The sequence below is a fragment of the Winogradskyella sp. genome, from assembly GCF_028289625.1.
Lineage (GTDB): Bacteria > Bacteroidota > Bacteroidia > Flavobacteriales > Flavobacteriaceae > Winogradskyella.
The window spans coordinates 17,025-32,760 of record NZ_JANQOM010000068.1; the positions used below are offsets into that span (position 1 = coordinate 17,025).

Annotated in this window: 15 protein-coding genes; 3 read left to right on the forward strand and 12 right to left on the reverse strand. The window is 33.4% G+C overall.

Annotated elements, in window-relative coordinates; translation table 11 throughout:
* Positions 1-150 precede the first annotated feature (150 nt).
* Complete coding sequence (locus Q0992_RS13640) at positions 151-2,847, forward strand: prolyl oligopeptidase family serine peptidase (protein WP_299525459.1); 2,697 nt, start codon at positions 151-153, stop codon at positions 2,845-2,847.
* 253 nt (positions 2,848-3,100) lie between these two features.
* Here Q0992_RS13640 and Q0992_RS13645 read toward each other — a convergent pair whose 3' ends face one another.
* The 3 genes from Q0992_RS13645 to Q0992_RS13655 form a co-directional block, all read right to left on the reverse strand.
* Positions 3,101-3,976 carry a hypothetical protein gene (locus Q0992_RS13645; protein WP_299525462.1) on the reverse strand — a complete coding sequence of 292 codons (876 nt, stop codon included), beginning with the start codon at positions 3,974-3,976 and terminating at the stop codon, positions 3,101-3,103.
* On the reverse strand, positions 3,969-4,460 hold the full coding sequence (locus Q0992_RS13650; protein ID WP_299525464.1) for an SdpA family antimicrobial peptide system protein: 492 nt from the start codon (positions 4,458-4,460) through the stop codon (positions 3,969-3,971). The genes Q0992_RS13645 and Q0992_RS13650 overlap by 8 nt, the downstream gene beginning before the upstream one ends.
* A gap of 102 nt (positions 4,461-4,562) precedes the next feature.
* Positions 4,563-5,087 carry a hypothetical protein gene (locus Q0992_RS13655; RefSeq protein ID WP_299525467.1) on the reverse strand — a complete coding sequence of 175 codons (525 nt, stop codon included), beginning with the start codon at positions 5,085-5,087 and terminating at the stop codon, positions 4,563-4,565.
* 170 nt (positions 5,088-5,257) lie between these two features.
* Between Q0992_RS13655 and Q0992_RS13660 the strand changes: the two genes are divergently transcribed.
* Positions 5,258-5,413: a hypothetical protein gene (locus Q0992_RS13660; protein WP_299525470.1), complete on the forward strand. Its 156-nt coding sequence runs from the start codon at positions 5,258-5,260 to the stop codon at positions 5,411-5,413.
* Between the two features lies 1 nt (position 5,414).
* Here Q0992_RS13660 and Q0992_RS13665 read toward each other — a convergent pair whose 3' ends face one another.
* On the reverse strand, positions 5,415-6,947 hold the full coding sequence (locus Q0992_RS13665; RefSeq protein ID WP_299525473.1) for a carboxypeptidase-like regulatory domain-containing protein: 1,533 nt from the start codon (positions 6,945-6,947) through the stop codon (positions 5,415-5,417).
* Positions 6,948-6,995: 48 nt separating this feature from the next.
* Positions 6,996-7,373, reverse strand: a complete 378-nt coding sequence (locus Q0992_RS13670) for a glyoxalase superfamily protein (RefSeq protein WP_299525476.1) — start codon at positions 7,371-7,373, stop codon at positions 6,996-6,998.
* A gap of 44 nt (positions 7,374-7,417) precedes the next feature.
* Here Q0992_RS13670 and Q0992_RS13675 point away from each other — a divergent pair, with 44 nt between their 5' ends.
* On the forward strand, positions 7,418-8,236 hold the full coding sequence (locus tag Q0992_RS13675) for a M23 family metallopeptidase (protein ID WP_299525479.1): 819 nt from the start codon (positions 7,418-7,420) through the stop codon (positions 8,234-8,236).
* Positions 8,237-8,299: 63 nt separating this feature from the next.
* Here the strand turns inward: Q0992_RS13675 and Q0992_RS13680 are convergent, their stop codons facing one another.
* The 7 genes from Q0992_RS13680 to Q0992_RS13710 form a co-directional block, all read right to left on the reverse strand.
* A complete protein-coding gene (locus tag Q0992_RS13680) occupies positions 8,300-9,865 on the reverse strand; it encodes a hypothetical protein (RefSeq protein WP_299525482.1) in 1,566 nt (521 codons plus the stop codon).
* Positions 9,866-9,867: 2 nt separating this feature from the next.
* On the reverse strand, positions 9,868-10,431 hold the full coding sequence (locus Q0992_RS13685) for a hypothetical protein (RefSeq protein ID WP_299525485.1): 564 nt from the start codon (positions 10,429-10,431) through the stop codon (positions 9,868-9,870).
* A 10-nt stretch (positions 10,432-10,441) separates the two neighbouring features.
* Entirely contained in the window at positions 10,442-11,863 is a 1,422-nt protein-coding gene (locus tag Q0992_RS13690) for a M20/M25/M40 family metallo-hydrolase (RefSeq protein WP_299525488.1), read from the reverse strand.
* The gene (locus Q0992_RS13695; RefSeq protein WP_299525491.1) at positions 11,856-12,734 is read right to left on the reverse strand and encodes a PPK2 family polyphosphate kinase; all 879 of its coding nucleotides are present in this window, start codon (positions 12,732-12,734) and stop codon (positions 11,856-11,858) included. Before Q0992_RS13695 ends, Q0992_RS13690 begins: the two co-directional genes overlap by 8 nt.
* A gap of 152 nt (positions 12,735-12,886) precedes the next feature.
* Positions 12,887-14,050, reverse strand: a complete 1,164-nt coding sequence (locus tag Q0992_RS13700; protein ID WP_299525495.1) for a sigma-54 dependent transcriptional regulator — start codon at positions 14,048-14,050, stop codon at positions 12,887-12,889.
* Positions 14,051-14,052: 2 nt separating this feature from the next.
* Positions 14,053-14,943, reverse strand: coding sequence for a DUF6268 family outer membrane beta-barrel protein (locus Q0992_RS13705; RefSeq protein WP_299525505.1), 891 nt, complete (start codon positions 14,941-14,943; stop codon positions 14,053-14,055).
* 2 nt (positions 14,944-14,945) lie between these two features.
* Positions 14,946-15,736 (reverse strand): mechanosensitive ion channel domain-containing protein (locus tag Q0992_RS13710; protein ID WP_299525508.1); only part of this gene is annotated, 791 nt, incomplete at its 5' end.

Consider the following 15,736-nt stretch of genomic DNA (forward strand, 5'->3'; position numbering starts at 1 on the left):
CTTAAAAAAGACCAATGCCATCAATCAAATCATTTAAAATTACTTCCTTCTTCTAAACATATGAGCTATAAAATCAATAACATGGACAAGAGACTTTTAAGTTATTTGTAACTTTAGCGCTCAAAATATAATAATCAATTTTAATAAGGTATGAATAAGTTATTAGTCGTTTTTATTCTAGTTTTTTTAACCAGTAGTTTTTGCGTGAATGCCCAAAATACTGAGGATCCCTCGCGTTGGACACCAGAAGATATCATTAATACAGAATATGTGAGGTCAGTTTCCATCTCATCGGATAACTCAATGGTGGTCTGGACAAAACGAAAAGGAGTTAAAGATAAGGACCGCTTTGTTTCGGATATTTATTTAACACGGTTAAATCTCAAAAAAGAAGACACTTATAAAACCGTTCAACTGACCAATGGAAACGACAATGACTACAGCCCTATCTTTTCTAAAGATGGTGAATATATCTATTTCTTATCTTCTAGAGATAAAGGCAAAAAATTATGGAAACTGAGTATATATGGTGGTGAAGCTAAGAAGGTTAAAGAATTTAAGAACGGTATTTCTAATCTTCAATGGAAAGACGAACAAACACTTTTGTTTCAATCCAATGATGGCAAAACTTTATATGAGACAACCAATGAAGAAAAAAAAGACAATGTAGTCGTAGTTGAAGACTCCTTGCACTGGAAACCCAATCATGTTTATGCATATAACATCAAAGACAAGACCACCAAAAGACTTACCTCTAATAAAAAACCATTAGCTGGTTACACAATATCCAAAGATGGTAAATGGCTGATTTATGGTGTACAACGTAATATCAGTTATGCATCCGATGCGCAACGTGATCCTTACCAGTATTTAAAAAATCTAGAGACAGGAAACACAACAAGAATCCTTACAGGTTTTGGTTATCCTACTTATGGTTTCAGGTTTACCAACGATAACAACGGGTTTTATTTTTCTTCAACATATGGTTCCAACCCAAAATACAATGGTGCTGGAATTAATGAGCTCTATTACTTTGATTTAAAATCCATGGCTCATACTAAAGTTAATTTAGATTGGGATTTAGGACATGCAGGTGGTTATTATGTTGTCGGAAATGATGTTATCGTTTCTTTAGCAAATAAAGCAACGAGACGTCTAGCCTACTATAAAAAGAATGGAAATACTTGGGCTAAAAAGAAAGTCGATTTAGGAGATAAAAATGACCATGTGTCCATAAGTTCGGTTTCCACTGATGGATCTAAAGTTATTTATAACTATTCTACTGCGTCTCGGTTACCAAGTTTTCATATTTCAGACTTAAAGGAACACAAGTTCTCAAATGAAAGTGAATTAATAAGACTAAACCAAAAGCTCTCAAAGAAAGCCATCACCAGAAGTGAGGTGATGATTTGGAAAGGTTATAAAGACGAAGAGGTTACAGGTATATTATACTATCCTGAAAACTATAAAGAAGGTCAACGTTATCCTTTGATGCTTTCCATCCATGGCGGCCCAGCTGGTGCCGATTTAGATTCATGGTCAGAGCGTTGGAGTACTTATCCAAACCTATTAGCCCAACGCGGTATGTTTGTTTTAAAGCCTAATTATCACGGTTCTTCTAATCACGGACTCTCCTACGTAGAGAGTATTAAGGAAAACTATTATGAGCCAGAAATGGAAGATATTATCAAGGGTATTGAAGTATTACACAATGAAGGTAAAGTGGACAAGAACCAACTTGGGACTATGGGTTGGTCTAATGGTGCAATAATTACGACTATGCTAACTGTACGCTATCCAAATATGTTCAAAGTCGCTGCACCAGGAGCCGGAGATGTTAATTGGACTTCGGATTATGGTACATGCAGATTTGGAGTAAGTTTTGATCAGCATTATTTTGGTGGTGCACCTTGGGATGATGTAGACGGAAAAACATACAATGAGAATTATATATTAAAATCCCCTTTGTTTGAAATTGAAAAAATTAAAACCCCAACCATCATATTTCACGGTAGTGAGGATAGAGCAGTCCCAAGAGATCAAGGGTGGGAATACTATAGAGGATTACAGCAAGTTGGTGAAGCACCTGTTCGCTTTCTCTGGTTTCCTGGACAACCACATGGCTTAGGAAAGATAACGCACCAATTACGTAAAATGAAGGAGGAAATAACTTGGATTGAGACCTATTTACTCAACAAGCCAAAAACGGATAATGAAGCATTTAAAAAAGGGAGTCCTTTAGATCATATCATAAAGCTTCAATCCGTAAAGAAAACAAATGGTTTATATGGGGAATTGTATAAAAATTCACTTATTCCTGAAACCATTGCTATTAAAAAGGATTCTATTTCCATAGGAAGGTTTGAAGTGACCAATGCTCAGTTTAAAGCCTATAAAAATGAGCATCTATACGAAGCAGGCAAGGATAACCATCCTGTTGTGGTTTCTTTGAAAGAGGCTAAAAATTATACGAACTGGCTATCTCAGTTAACGGGAGATGCTTATAGATTACCGTCTACAAAAGAAGGTAAAGCTTTTCATAAATCAGCGCAAAAAATCGCATCGAAAGAAAATGTCCTCAATTACTGGGCTGGTTATAATCTGGTACCAAGTGATTATGAGAAATTAAAAGAAAAGCTTCTAATTACTAAGCCTTACTTGTTGACTGAAGTTGGTAAATATAAATCTTCAAAAATTGGTGATGCCGTAATATATGATATTGGTGGCAATGTTGCAGAGCATCATGAAAATGGAACCTATGGTTATAGTGCCTATGACTATTTTGACAAGAGCACTACTAGCCCAATTGAAAGCACTTATGTTGGGATTAGGGTAATTAAGGAATAATGAATGGTTTTGACATTGTAATGGTCATTGCTGTTATCCTTTTCGCTAGATTGGGAGTTCGCTTAGTATCTAAATATATCCAAATGAAGCAAAAGAATAAGGACGAAAACTAAGATTAACTATAACTGTTTCATTCTATATTTTATAATTAGAAACAAATCCAAATAAGAAAACAAGTCTTGCTTAAAAACTTGAAAATATTCTAAATCCCTTTTTACCCAAATCGATTAAACATACTAATTATTTATCGTCATTATTTAACGGTAAAAAAAGAACTGATTTTTGATTGTTTATTTTTTGTTCCTAAACTTTCCAGCCCAATATACAATATTAAAGCGGCCGACATGGTAATAGAAAAACTTGCCAATCCATGTATTAAAAAAATCATTAAATGGAAAATTAAACCTGGTACTAAAAAATACTTTCTGTACTTGTAGGGCAGAAATAAACAAGAAGCTAAACCTAGTTCGAGAATAAGCACACCCCACGTTAATAAAAGTAAAACTATCGGCACATCTATCAAGGGTGCAAGCATATTTTTAATGAATCCTGAATAACCATAAAATGAGTTATTAAACCAATAATATAAGGCGGTGCCATCTTTCCATTCTTCAACCTTATAAGGTTTTGAAATACATGAAATAAAATAAATTGTTGCAACCTGGACTCTGATCAATAGGTAAACAAAATTATTTGTAACATTAAAATATTTTTTTGCTAAAGTCTGTTTTCGTAAAATAACATCATTTTTCCAATGCCATTTTCTGCTATCATTTAATAATATTGGTATTAATAAAAAAGTGATGATAAGATTTATTTGATCACCACCCTCAGCATATACAATTTTTTCAAAGAAACTGTTCGCGACCCAAAAATGCAGTATGCACATTAGTTTGGGTAAATAACCAATAATTGTAATAAAAAGGAAAATTAAACTAACTATTTTACTAATTGTGTAATTATTAAAGAGATCAAATAGATTTAAAAAATAAATCTGCTTTTTAAAAATTATATCTAAGTCATTAAATAATATTGAAATGAGTGTACTAAGTGCTAATAATGTTCTTGTATAACCAATAGTCCTAGTCTTAAAGTTGCCTCTTGTGAATTGTTCTATTAGGCTATTCATTTAAATTAAAATTAGAGAAATTTACAAGAACAAATTTGGATTTTAACTCTATACAACTATCATTTCTCCATTCCCAAGGCACAATACTCCTTTTTTCTATAATTATACTCTCATCTAAATAATTCAATAAATACTCATTAGTAATACTTACTTTTTTCCAGTTTTTTTTTGGATTTACACATTCTTTATAATACTGTAATGTCCATAAGCTATCTTCAAGATTAGATATAATATCTAAAAGTTCGGACTTTATGACCCTGGATTTTCTCGTAAAACCATAATCATTTGATTTACTAGAGATTTTAAGGTCAAACTTATCTAGTTTGAGATTATAAACATAATAATTCTCATTGGATCTTTGATTTGTAAAAAAGGACCATCCTTGATGAATTTTTGATTTAAAATTTAAACTGATATTTGTCACCTTTAAGGGCTTAGGTGCAACGGTAGAAATAGCCGCATAAAAAATTATAATGCAGAACAAAAAAAGATTCGTAAAAAAAAAGAGACTTAAGTTAAAAGACTCTTTTTTTAAATTATTTAAAATTTTCAAACCAAATTAAAAATTGAAATTCTATCACATATGCTATAGACTATTATAAATAACATTGACTTTTTCTTCTAAACTCATAATATTTGTGAAAGAAGAAGATAATAAATTATCGGGGTCATCAGGATTTATTTCGGCTGGTGGTAGATCAGATTCAGGTTTTGTAGGAGGTGGCGGCGGTATATCTTGTGGCCTTATCCATACGACACCACCCTCAGCTGGTAAATCAGGTCTCTTAAAATTTAGATTGTTGTAAACTAATTTTAATTCATTGTCATATTTTAATAACGTTTCTTGGATTATATATTTATTGTTCACCATGATATCAATCTTAAAGTTATGGTAATAGTCATTTTTATCACTAAAATGTTCTAAGATAATTTCATTTTGCTCATTTGTTAAATTATAATCACTTAGCAAAAATTTTTGAAACAAATCTTTTCCAGAATAGCTACTCATATCTAAATAAGAATCCGAAGAATTATTTACTTTAAAAGAAGTCATCGTTACATAAATCACTATTCCAAAAAAAATTATGGGGAGGATAGCTGCTTTTTTCATATTTATAATTTTATTCTTTCTATCAAATTTATAAAAAGGGAAAGATTCAACCAAAATATTAACATTTAAAACTTTAATTAAAAAGCTAGTAATAGGCAGAATCAGATTACATATTACTACCATTGTATTTATGGCTTGTCTATTAAATGCACAGCCCTTTCACCGAAGAAATGAAAGTATATTTTGGTGAATCCGTTGATTATCAGAATAGAGTGGCTTCAAACTTTATTCTTGCGAGTCAGAATCACGCGAGTTTTATTAAGGTTCATAAAGACAATGCTGTTGAACTGATTCATGAAATAGACAATCGATTATCTAAAGACTGATTTATCTTGTTTGCTTTAAAGGTGTATTGAGCCAGTAATTTTTAGCTAGACCTAGTTCATTTATATGCGCTTCAGACAGAGGCCTGTACTTGTTTATAAAGATAATGTTTTCGGTCTGCGCTTTAGTTTCAAACACCTCTTGCACAAAAAACTCACGGAATTGAAAACCAACAATTTTTGGTGACTCATAGAGTTTTCGGTTTGTAACATCATATATATTCTTAATCTTATAGGTAAACTGGGACATATCAGTATTCTCATCGACACCAGGAAGTGACCAGTCCGCAATCCCTATCTTAGCCGTAATAGAATCTGTAAGTTCTACATTTTTTACCATCATTTTTTTTCTGTTGAACTTAAATTTAAAGTCCCTTTTATCTAAAGTGGTTGCATCAACCTCTCTATTGAATTTCACAAAAAAGGCTTGCTCGACTCTATCATATTCTATATTCAAAACATCGAATCGATAAGCCTCATCTATAGTAAATTGGTTATTGAAGGTAATATAATTAAGATACATTAAGTCATTTTTCTTTTTGTACTCAATTTCTACCTCAAATAATGGAGACGGTAATGTAATCTCATACACTTTGTAAGTAAATTTATGTATGGCATAATCTGATTGACCTATATATATCTTACCTGAGGCTTTGTGGCTAGCTTTGGTTAACGATTGCTTTGCTTTGAACGTTATTTCATAAAGGATGTCGTCATTGAGGTATACTTTTTTGATATCAGTAAATTCATGATTGTCTAAAAACTTTTTCTTAAATACATAAACAAAGGAAAAACCAAGTTGCTCAAAATTTCTAATTGGATCGTGAATATTCAAAATCCCTAATTCATTACCGCCTTGAGAAGAAAGATTTGTGTTATTAATAAACTTACGTTTGCCATCGTAAGGCCTTAGCAGATCGGAGTCCCTAAGAAACTCTGAATTCTCTTTATAGCTATACAATGCATTTTGATTATACTCATCCATTATAACATCTGTTTGAAAACCTGCATCAAAAGTCTCGACAATAGCTTCATTTAGGTTATAGTATCTGTCATTTACAATTTGATAATCGCGGTAATAACCTATTTTAGAAAATTTAGTAGTGGGATAATTATCAGGGATTTTATTTATGGCTTTTTTAACAATACTATAGGGTGAAATGTTATAACGCTTTGTAGGCTTAGTAGACTTAATTACAATCTCCTCTAGCTCTTCGATTTTGGTCTTTATCTCAATAACATTTAATACCTCTAAACTAAGCGTCTCAAGTTCTATAATGACAGTCTCATAGCCAATGCTACTTATGAGAATCTTCTTCTTTTCGGCTTTGAATTTTGCTGGAACTCTAAAATCCCCATCTACATTTGCGATTGTACCTTTACCGGTATTCTCAATTTGTATGGTGGCATAAGGCACAGGGAATTTTGATTCGCTATCAATAACACGACAAATAATCTCTGATTCAGACTGTGCAATGCAAACTACATTCAAAGATGAGATTAAGACAAATAGTAAACACTTTAGCTTCAAATTCATTATTTGTAGGTTATTCCTTATATATACAAAAATAATTTGACATCTCAACTAAATATCTCTATAAAACGTTAAACCATTACCATATAAATCATAGAAGGCAAACTCTTCTGTTCCCCATGCCGTTTTTCTTAAAGATGTCTGGTCATGAAACACACCCTTGGTTTTGTATTCTTCAAACAGTGGCAAAATATGCTCAACATATATTCTAAGCATTGGACGACCCAAACCGACAGCCCACTCTTTCTCATCATGCCATTGTAAATGAATTTCAATCGCATCCCTAGACACACCTGCATATCCATTATCGCTAGTCGTATCTGTAAAGGCTAACTCAAAGCCTAACTTATTGACATAAAATTCCACTGCTTTTGGTACGTTCTTAACAGGTAGCACCGGATGAATTTGTTTAAGGAACCCTAAACCCATTTTTATTTAAATATTTATTTATAAATGTAATTAAAATTCATACTATGATGCTTAACAAAAGGTTATTAATTGTACTAGTTATAAGTCTCTCTATCGGACTAAGCTTTGGACAAAGCCTCAAAACCCATAAGCATATAACCAAAGACTCTGTGTATTTAAATTATATCAACCCATTTTATGCGCCTTTAGAATTAACTCTTTCTCCTTTGGATTCTACAAAATCATTTGTAAAAGTCAACCCTTATGCTGTACTCAAGCATAGAGACACCTTAAAAAATGCTTTGGTTATTCCGTTAAACCGAGTAAAAGACACCTCAATTATAGATTCTAAGTTATATATAAATTTTAAAGGAAATTTTGGGAATCCGAACAGTATTGTAAATGAAACATATCGCTATACGCTACCATATCCTAAAGGCAAGAAATATAAAATTATACAGACCTTTGGTGGAAAGTTCTCTCACAATAAACCACATTCTAGGTATGCTGTTGACTTCGGAATGAAAGTAGGTGATACAATTACAGCAGCAAGGGACGGAATCGTATTCTTTATAAAAGAAGATTCTAATGAATATTGTAAAACCAGGAAGTGTGTGGACAAAGGAAACAAAGTTTTAATACTTCATAAGGATGGTACAATGATGCATTATGTACACTTGGATTTTGAAGGCGCCATAGTCAATGTAGGTGATAAGGTAAAGGTTGGGCAACCCATTGCAATATCTGGTATGACAGGATTTACTACCACTCCGCATTTGCATTTGGTAATGTATAAATCTGGTGGTATCTCCATTCCTTTCTATTTTAAAGGGCAAAAACGAAAGAAGCTTAAGCAAGGCAAATACTATAAAAGAAAAAATTGAATTGTAAAAAAGGTTTAAAAACCTATTATGATAATTAAATTTAGTTGTACAAAACTTAATATGTTAATTGTTCTTTTTTCTCATACGCCTTTGCATTAGAGGAGAGTTTATAATATAGACATCCATTTCACTATTTTCATTAATAGGTGCCGACATTAAGGTTTGATTTTTTGGAATATATTGTAACCCATCCTCTAAACTTTTCCCAGGGATAACTTCTTGGACAAAAAACTCCCTAAACTGATATCCAATTTTCTTTTGAGGTTCGTAAATCATTCGACCGTCAATATCACTAATATTTTTGATGGTAAATTTAACACCTGTCATTTCCTCAGAAGTAATTTCCATAAGGCTTTCATCAAACTCAGCGACTTGTAAACTGATTCGTTTTGGATTTACGACCTCTAACTTTTTTATAACTACACGTTTCCCATTATATCTAATTTTGAAATCTCGTCTTTGCACCGTTTTTACATCCAAATCCGTATCAAAATCAATATAAAATCTATTTTGGGGTTTGTTATAAATAACTTTAGATTCTTTAAAAACCTCACCTTCTGTGATTACAAATCGGTTGTTAAACGTAATGTAATTTAAATACATCTCACCATCTTGTCTTCGATATTCGGTTTCAATATTGAATAAAGGGTTAAATAGGTTAGAATCGTAGACCGTGTATGTAAAATTATGTATAGAGAAATCCTGTAGCGAGATTGTTATAACCCCATTTACTTTATGTGTCTGACCTATCTTACTTTTTTTACTTTCTAAAATAATATTAATGACTGGTTCATCGTCAATGAAGCGAACATCTCCCTTCATAAAATTATGATTGTATAAAAATTCTCTTTTAATTTTATATACAAAAGAAAACGAACTGATATCGTGATTTCTGATGGCGTCATGCACATTTAAAAGCGTTAGTTCATTACCACCGTAAGGCAATATCTTGGCATTTTGTATATACTTTGTAGAATCGTTGTAAGCCTTGGTATAGTATTCGTTAATATCAAAATTTCTGTTTGTCTTAAAGGAGTAAAAAACGGATTGATTTATTGAATCTTGGACCTTTTTTGAATTAATCCCTCCATCATATTGTTCTAATATCCCTTCATTTAAGTTATAATAGTTACCATCGATAATTTGATAATCTCTATAATAACCAATATAAGAATGTGGTTTATAATCTAAATTAACAGGAATCGCATATACTGCTCTCCTCACAATATCACTGGCAAGTAGCTGCTTATTTTTCTTTACTTCATCAAGGGAAAACCTAGGTTTTTTAGAATTTAAGATAACAGCATCTAAGGCTTCTGTCTGAGGCATCATCTTAAGTATATTTAATTCATCGGCAAGCAACTTTTTGGGATCTATTTTTAATACTTTGTACCCAATAGATGTAATCACCAAAAAAGATAAGCCTTTAGCTGTTTTGATAGGCAATCTAAATTGGCCGTTGTAATCCGCAATTAACCCTCTGTTTGTGCCATCAAATCTAATAGTTGCAAAAGAAATTGGCTCTGTGGTTATACTATCCTGAAGCTCAATTTTAAGTTCCAATTGGCCAAATAGATATTGAGAAAACCCAAAAACCAATACAACTAATATAGAGTTTTTAATTATCACACTTAACTCTTAACCTTTCCTGTAAACTGATTGACATTTGGATTTATTGGATTCCCTGTAGTGCGTCTATATATTACAATTTGACCACAATGCCATATAGCATCAGCAATAGGACCATTTATTTGATTCCAGAATGGGATTTCTTGATCACCAAAAATGATTTTATATTGTGAAATATCGTCGCTATCTCTTAAAATATCTGCTGCAGTTTTCAGATTATTTAAGATTTTAGCTCTCAATTCTATATAAGACAAATCCTCATTTGCCCTAGAGTTAGACTGCTTTAGAGTTGAATTGACAATGATTTTAGACAAATCATAGATGTGCTTAATGGTTTCTTCTGTGGAACGACCTTCTTCATTAGCCTTGTAAGCTAAATCCTTTGGCGTTAAACTATCTGTAGCCCAATAAAACCTAAAACCCAAAGCATCTACCATTCGTGCTGCCATAGTTCCTGCCGTAAACTCTTCTGGATAGTCCGGTACTTCGTAATAGGGTAGTTCGTTTTCTTGTCCGAAACTGAAAGCCACAAACAAATTTAATAATACAAACAGTGTTCTTCTCATTGAATTTAAGTTAATCCTTGATTTCCTTTTCATCTGTAATAGTCTCTATGCCATACTTATCTATTAAAAATACTAATGAAGTCATAGTTGCAGCCCCTAATTCGAGCTCACGTTTATTGACATATTCAAAAGTATCATTAGCAGCATGGTGATGATCAAAATACCTTTGTGAATCTGGTCGTAAACCTGCTAATACAATGTCATCATTTTTTAAAGGACCTATATCAGCACCACTGCCACCTTTTTCAAAATAATGAATGAGATAAGGTTTAAATAGAGGTTCCCAAGCTTCAATTTTTGAAAACATTAAATCACTGCAATGAAAACTAAACCCTCTTGGTGTAAAACCACCTGCATCACTTTCTAAAGCAAAAACATGTCTCTCCCCTTTTTCCTTAGCTACTTCAGCATACTTCCGTCCACCACGTAAGCCATTTTCTTCATTCATAAACAATACCACTCTAATGCTTCGTTTAGGTCTGATACCACTTTCTTTTAAAAGGCGTAAAACGTCCATAGACTGAACCACTCCTGCACCATCATCGTGTGCACCATCACCTAAATCCCAAGAATCCAAATGGCCTCCAACAACAATATATTCATTAGGAAACGTATTACCTGTAATTTCTCCAATAACATTATAAGACAATACATCGTCAAATTGTTGGCAACTCATTTTAAGATAAAACTCCAAGTCTTTATCTATTTTTAAGGCCTCACTTAGTTTCACAGCATCATTGGTACTAATTGCTGCCGAAGGAATACGTTCCTCCAAAGGCAATTCACCATAACTCATGCTGCCTGTATGTGGATAATCATCCTGCCGAGAACTCAAAGAGCGAACTATTGTGCCAACCGCTCCATATTTAGCCGCCACTGACGCTCCTTTGTAGCGTTCGGCAGCGCAACCACCATATGCTTGAAATGTATTGACAAGTTCTTGTGCCCAAGATCTATTTATAAATACTATTTTACCTTTTATGTTTTCTTCTCCTAAATTTACGAGTTCTTTATAGGTTTTTACTTCTATTACCTTGGCTTTTAACCCGCCTTCAGGTGTCGCTATGGAACCTCCTAAAGCACATATATTCACTTTATTGAGTTCACCCTTGGTTTCAAAATAGCCCATCTCCTTTTCCCCTCTGACCCATTTAGGAACCATAACTGGTTGCAACCATACTTTGTCTAATCCGAGCTTTTCAAGTTCCCGTTTAGTGTACTGTACAGCAAGCTCTGCATTAGTAGAGCCCGATAAACGACCTCCAATGGTATTCGTTAGATAATCTAACCACCGATAGCTCATCCCATTTGTCAAAGAAGTTTCGTAGATAGTTTTTAAAGTAGCTGCATCGGACTGCGCTTTCAAATTCATTGAAAGCATAAGACCGAAAACTAATACAATTCTTAAAACTGAATTAAGTGCTCTATTCATTTTCCAATTGTTGTTTATATACGTCTATATTGGCTTTTTCCTTTGCCGGAAGTTCTGGTTCTTTAATGTCCTTATAGGTTTTTAAAGTATCATATAAAATTCTTGCCACAATATATCTGGCGGTTGGTTTATCATCTGCTGGAATATTAAACCAAGGTGCATGAGGTTTTGAGCTTCTATTTAAAACGTCTTCGTAACATGCCTGATATTTATCCCAAAGCTTACGTTCCTTGAGATCATCGGCAGAGAACTTCCAATTCTTATCTGGTCTATTAAGGCGCCTTAACAATCTGTATTTTTGTTCGCCTTTAGAAAGATTTAAAAAGAACTTGAAAATGATAGTCCCGTTTTCCGCAATATGCTTTTCGAAGGCATTTATTTCCCTAAACCGCTTATCCCAAAAGGTATCATTGACATCATCAACAGATGTAATGTCTGGCATATTTTCATACATCAAATAGTTTGGGTGTACTCGAGTTACCAAGACATTTTCGTAATGCGTTCTATTGAAAATACCGAATTTTCCCCTAGCTGGTAAGGCTATGTAATGTCTCCATAAGTAATCGTGTTTTAGTTCGAGTGCAGTTGGTTTTTTAAAACTGTGTGCCACGATACCTCTGACATTGAATTCTTTAAATACCTCTCGAATCAAACTATCCTTACCGGCTGTATCCATACCTTGAATACAAAACAAAACAGAATATTTGCCGTGCGCATACATGGTATTTTGAATCTCTGCCAGAGCTTCACTAACCTCCCTTAAGGCCTCCTTCAATTCTTTTTTATCAGCTTTTAAATCTAATTGTGTGGGTAAATCTTTGATGTTAATTTTGGACGTGATTCTAAAATCGTCAATGGAAATATCTTTCATACTTTTATTATATCCCTAAATATAATGAACATTTATGTATTCCTCTACGAAGATGACAGTTGCTATATTGATATTCAGTAAGGGTTAAGGGTAAACAACAATCCAGATATTCAAACAGGAATCAGTCTATCTTTTAACTCATAAGTATACTTTTATTTTGAAGCAAAGGCATTGACATCGGCTTCACTTACCTCTTTTCCACCTAAAATGATTAGACGCTCAACTACATTCCTAAGCTCGCGTATGTTGCCTGTCCAATCATAATTTTGAAGTAATTTAATAGCCTTAGCTGAAAATGTTTTTGGGGTATTTCCTTGCTCTTGAGAAATTTTACTTGCAAAATAATTCACTAATAACGGAATGTCTTCCCTTCTATCGTTTAGAGGAGGCACTTCGATAAGAATTACGGCTAGTCTGTGATACAAGTCTTCTCTAAAATTACCCTCTTCAATTTCCTTCTTTAAGTCTTTGTTCGTTGCCGCTATAACCCTAACATTTACTTTAATATCCTTATCACTACCCACACGTTGAATACGGCTTTCTTGCAAAGCCCTAAGAACTTTTGCTTGTGCCGATAGACTCATATCGCCTATTTCATCCAAGAAAATAGTACCTCCACTTGCTGCCTCAAATTTACCTGCTCTATCTTTATTGGCAGAAGTAAATGCCCCTTTAACGTGACCAAATAATTCACTTTCTATGAGTTCACTTGGTATTGCTGCACAATTCACTTCTACCATTGGTCCTTTGGAGCGATCGCTTTTTTGGTGTAACCAATGTGCAACTAATTCCTTACCTGTACCATTTGGTCCGGTTATTAAAACACGAGCATCCGTTGGAGCCACTTTATCAATCATATCCTTAATGCGTGCTATAGCAGCACTCTCACCAATCATTTCATAGTTTTTGCTTACTTTCTTTTTAAGCATTTTATTCTCTACAACCAGCTCCTTTCTATCTAAAGCGATACGCACGGTATTTAATAAGCGATTCAAATCTGGTGGTTTGGATATATAGTCAAACGCTCCCAAACGCATAGTATTTACTGCCGTATCTAAATCCCCATGGCCAGAAATCATAACCATAGGTATTTCTGGCTTTAGTTTTTTTGCGGCTTCTAGCACTTCTACACCATCCATTTTTGGCATCTTAATATCGCACAGTACCAAATCAAAATCATCTTTTTTGATTTTATCAATTCCTACTAAACCATCCTCAGCTTCTTCTACCTGATACGTATCATTTTCTTCAGATAGTATTTTTACTAATACTCTGCGGATTGCAGCTTCATCTTCAATTATTAATATTTTCGACATGTCTATATTTTAAATTTTAGTCCGGTTCTTAAATAAAAGGCGTTTAAATTATCCAATGCAAATATCTCATCCCTATCTGAATTACGTAAAACATTATTCAGTCTAAAGGTATATCCTAAATAGCAATAGGCCACTAAATGTTGTGTAAAAGAATATTCATAACCAAGTCCTCCAACAGCAACAGAAAGCGATATATGATCGACCTCTCTATTATTTACTAATATGGGCTCTTGAATATTAGCAAAATAGCCATCCAAAGCTGTGAATGCCTGAACATTAATCTTTTTGTTAAACACATATTTCAAGTTAGACTTTGGCACTCCAAGATTAAAGGACCAATTTTCATTTAGTTGCCTAAAATAACTCACAAATGGCAATGGAATAGGTAAACCTGCAGTTGTATTGTAGGTCAATCCTAAAACCAAACGATATGGTCTTTTTATATCAGTAGCATCAGTTCTATCCTTAACGGCAAAAATACCACCATTTAAAAATAAATCCTCCGAAGTTATTGAATTTGTAAGAGTAGAAGCAATTCTAGGATTAATATTGAGAGCAAGTCGCCAATTATTTTTACATTTAAAGGTATAACCCAAGTTTAAATCAATAATATGCAAACGATTTAATTGATTAACATTAAACGGATAATCTTCTTCCAGATTAAGAATAATCCTATTGTACTCACCACCTACGACCAAATAGTCTTTATCCTTTATTTTTATGGGATAATTCAAAATCGCTCTTAACCTGGTATACTGATCTTCGGATCTGCTACTTGGTATAAAAGAATATTCAATACGTGCTAAATCGGTAAGCTGCGCTTTAACAGAATGGATACAGCATATAGCAAAAATTGCTAAAACTGTATAACCTTTAGAAAAGCGTGAAATCATTTTTATTTTTTTTCAATGATATGAACATCGCGTTGCGGGAATGGAATAGTAATATTATTCTCCCTAAATAATCTATCGATTTCAAATCTAATGTCACTCTTTGGAAAGGTAGCCATAAAACTGTCATTAAGTGTAAATATTAACCTGAAGTTTAAGGAACTATCCCCAAAGTCCATAAATAAAACAGCTGGTTCTGGAATTGCGATGACATCAGGATGTGAACTTGCCGCTTGCAATAAAAGTTTCTTAACCAATTGCACATCGCTACCGTAAGCCACTCCAACAGAGACACTCTCACGTGTTAACGTTCCGTTTTGTGTCCAATTGTACAGCGAATTTGTTAAATACAAATGATTTGGAATTACCAGCACTTTATTATCTATGGTTACTGCTCTTGTAGTTCTTAGTTTAATTTCCTCAACGCGACCTATTTTCCCATCCAATTCAATAATATCTCCCACATGAACCGTTTGATCTATGAGTATAAATACTCCAGAAATTATATCCTGAAATAAGGTCTGTAATGCCAAACCAACGCCAATGAGTAGTGCCGCTGACGCCGCAAAAATAGCCGTTACATTAACGCCTACGGAATGCAATGTAATAAGTAGAATAATAAGGTAAATGAGCCATCTAAAATACCCATAAACAACATTGAATTTTGCCTTATCAGCTTTAGGTAAATTCCTGGCGAGAATTCTGAATAAGATTTTTAACACCATTGTGGTAATTACAATAGCTGTAATTACTATAAGTATGTCTAAGATTGAAATGCTAATTGTTTCACCAAAGT

Excerpts from the sequence above, each read along its gene's own strand:
- Q0992_RS13640 (WP_299525459.1), top strand. The coding sequence starts at position 151 with ATGAATAAGTTATTAGTCGTTTTTATTCTAGTTTTTTTAACCAGTAGT.
- Q0992_RS13645 (WP_299525462.1), bottom strand. The coding sequence starts at position 3,976 with ATGAATAGCCTAATAGAACAATTCACAAGAGGCAACTTTAAGACTAGG.
- Q0992_RS13655 (WP_299525467.1), bottom strand. The coding sequence starts at position 5,087 with ATGAAAAAAGCAGCTATCCTCCCCATAATTTTTTTTGGAATAGTGATT.
- Q0992_RS13660 (WP_299525470.1), top strand. The coding sequence starts at position 5,258 with ATGAAAGTATATTTTGGTGAATCCGTTGATTATCAGAATAGAGTGGCT.
- Q0992_RS13665 (WP_299525473.1), bottom strand. The coding sequence starts at position 6,947 with ATGAATTTGAAGCTAAAGTGTTTACTATTTGTCTTAATCTCATCTTTG.
- Q0992_RS13670 (WP_299525476.1), bottom strand. The coding sequence starts at position 7,373 with ATGGGTTTAGGGTTCCTTAAACAAATTCATCCGGTGCTACCTGTTAAG.
- Q0992_RS13675 (WP_299525479.1), top strand. The coding sequence starts at position 7,418 with ATGATGCTTAACAAAAGGTTATTAATTGTACTAGTTATAAGTCTCTCT.
- Q0992_RS13685 (WP_299525485.1), bottom strand. The coding sequence starts at position 10,431 with ATGAGAAGAACACTGTTTGTATTATTAAATTTGTTTGTGGCTTTCAGT.
- Q0992_RS13690 (WP_299525488.1), bottom strand. The coding sequence starts at position 11,863 with ATGAATAGAGCACTTAATTCAGTTTTAAGAATTGTATTAGTTTTCGGT.
- Q0992_RS13695 (WP_299525491.1), bottom strand. The coding sequence starts at position 12,734 with ATGAAAGATATTTCCATTGACGATTTTAGAATCACGTCCAAAATTAAC.
- Q0992_RS13700 (WP_299525495.1), bottom strand. The coding sequence starts at position 14,050 with ATGTCGAAAATATTAATAATTGAAGATGAAGCTGCAATCCGCAGAGTA.
- Q0992_RS13705 (WP_299525505.1), bottom strand. The coding sequence starts at position 14,943 with ATGATTTCACGCTTTTCTAAAGGTTATACAGTTTTAGCAATTTTTGCT.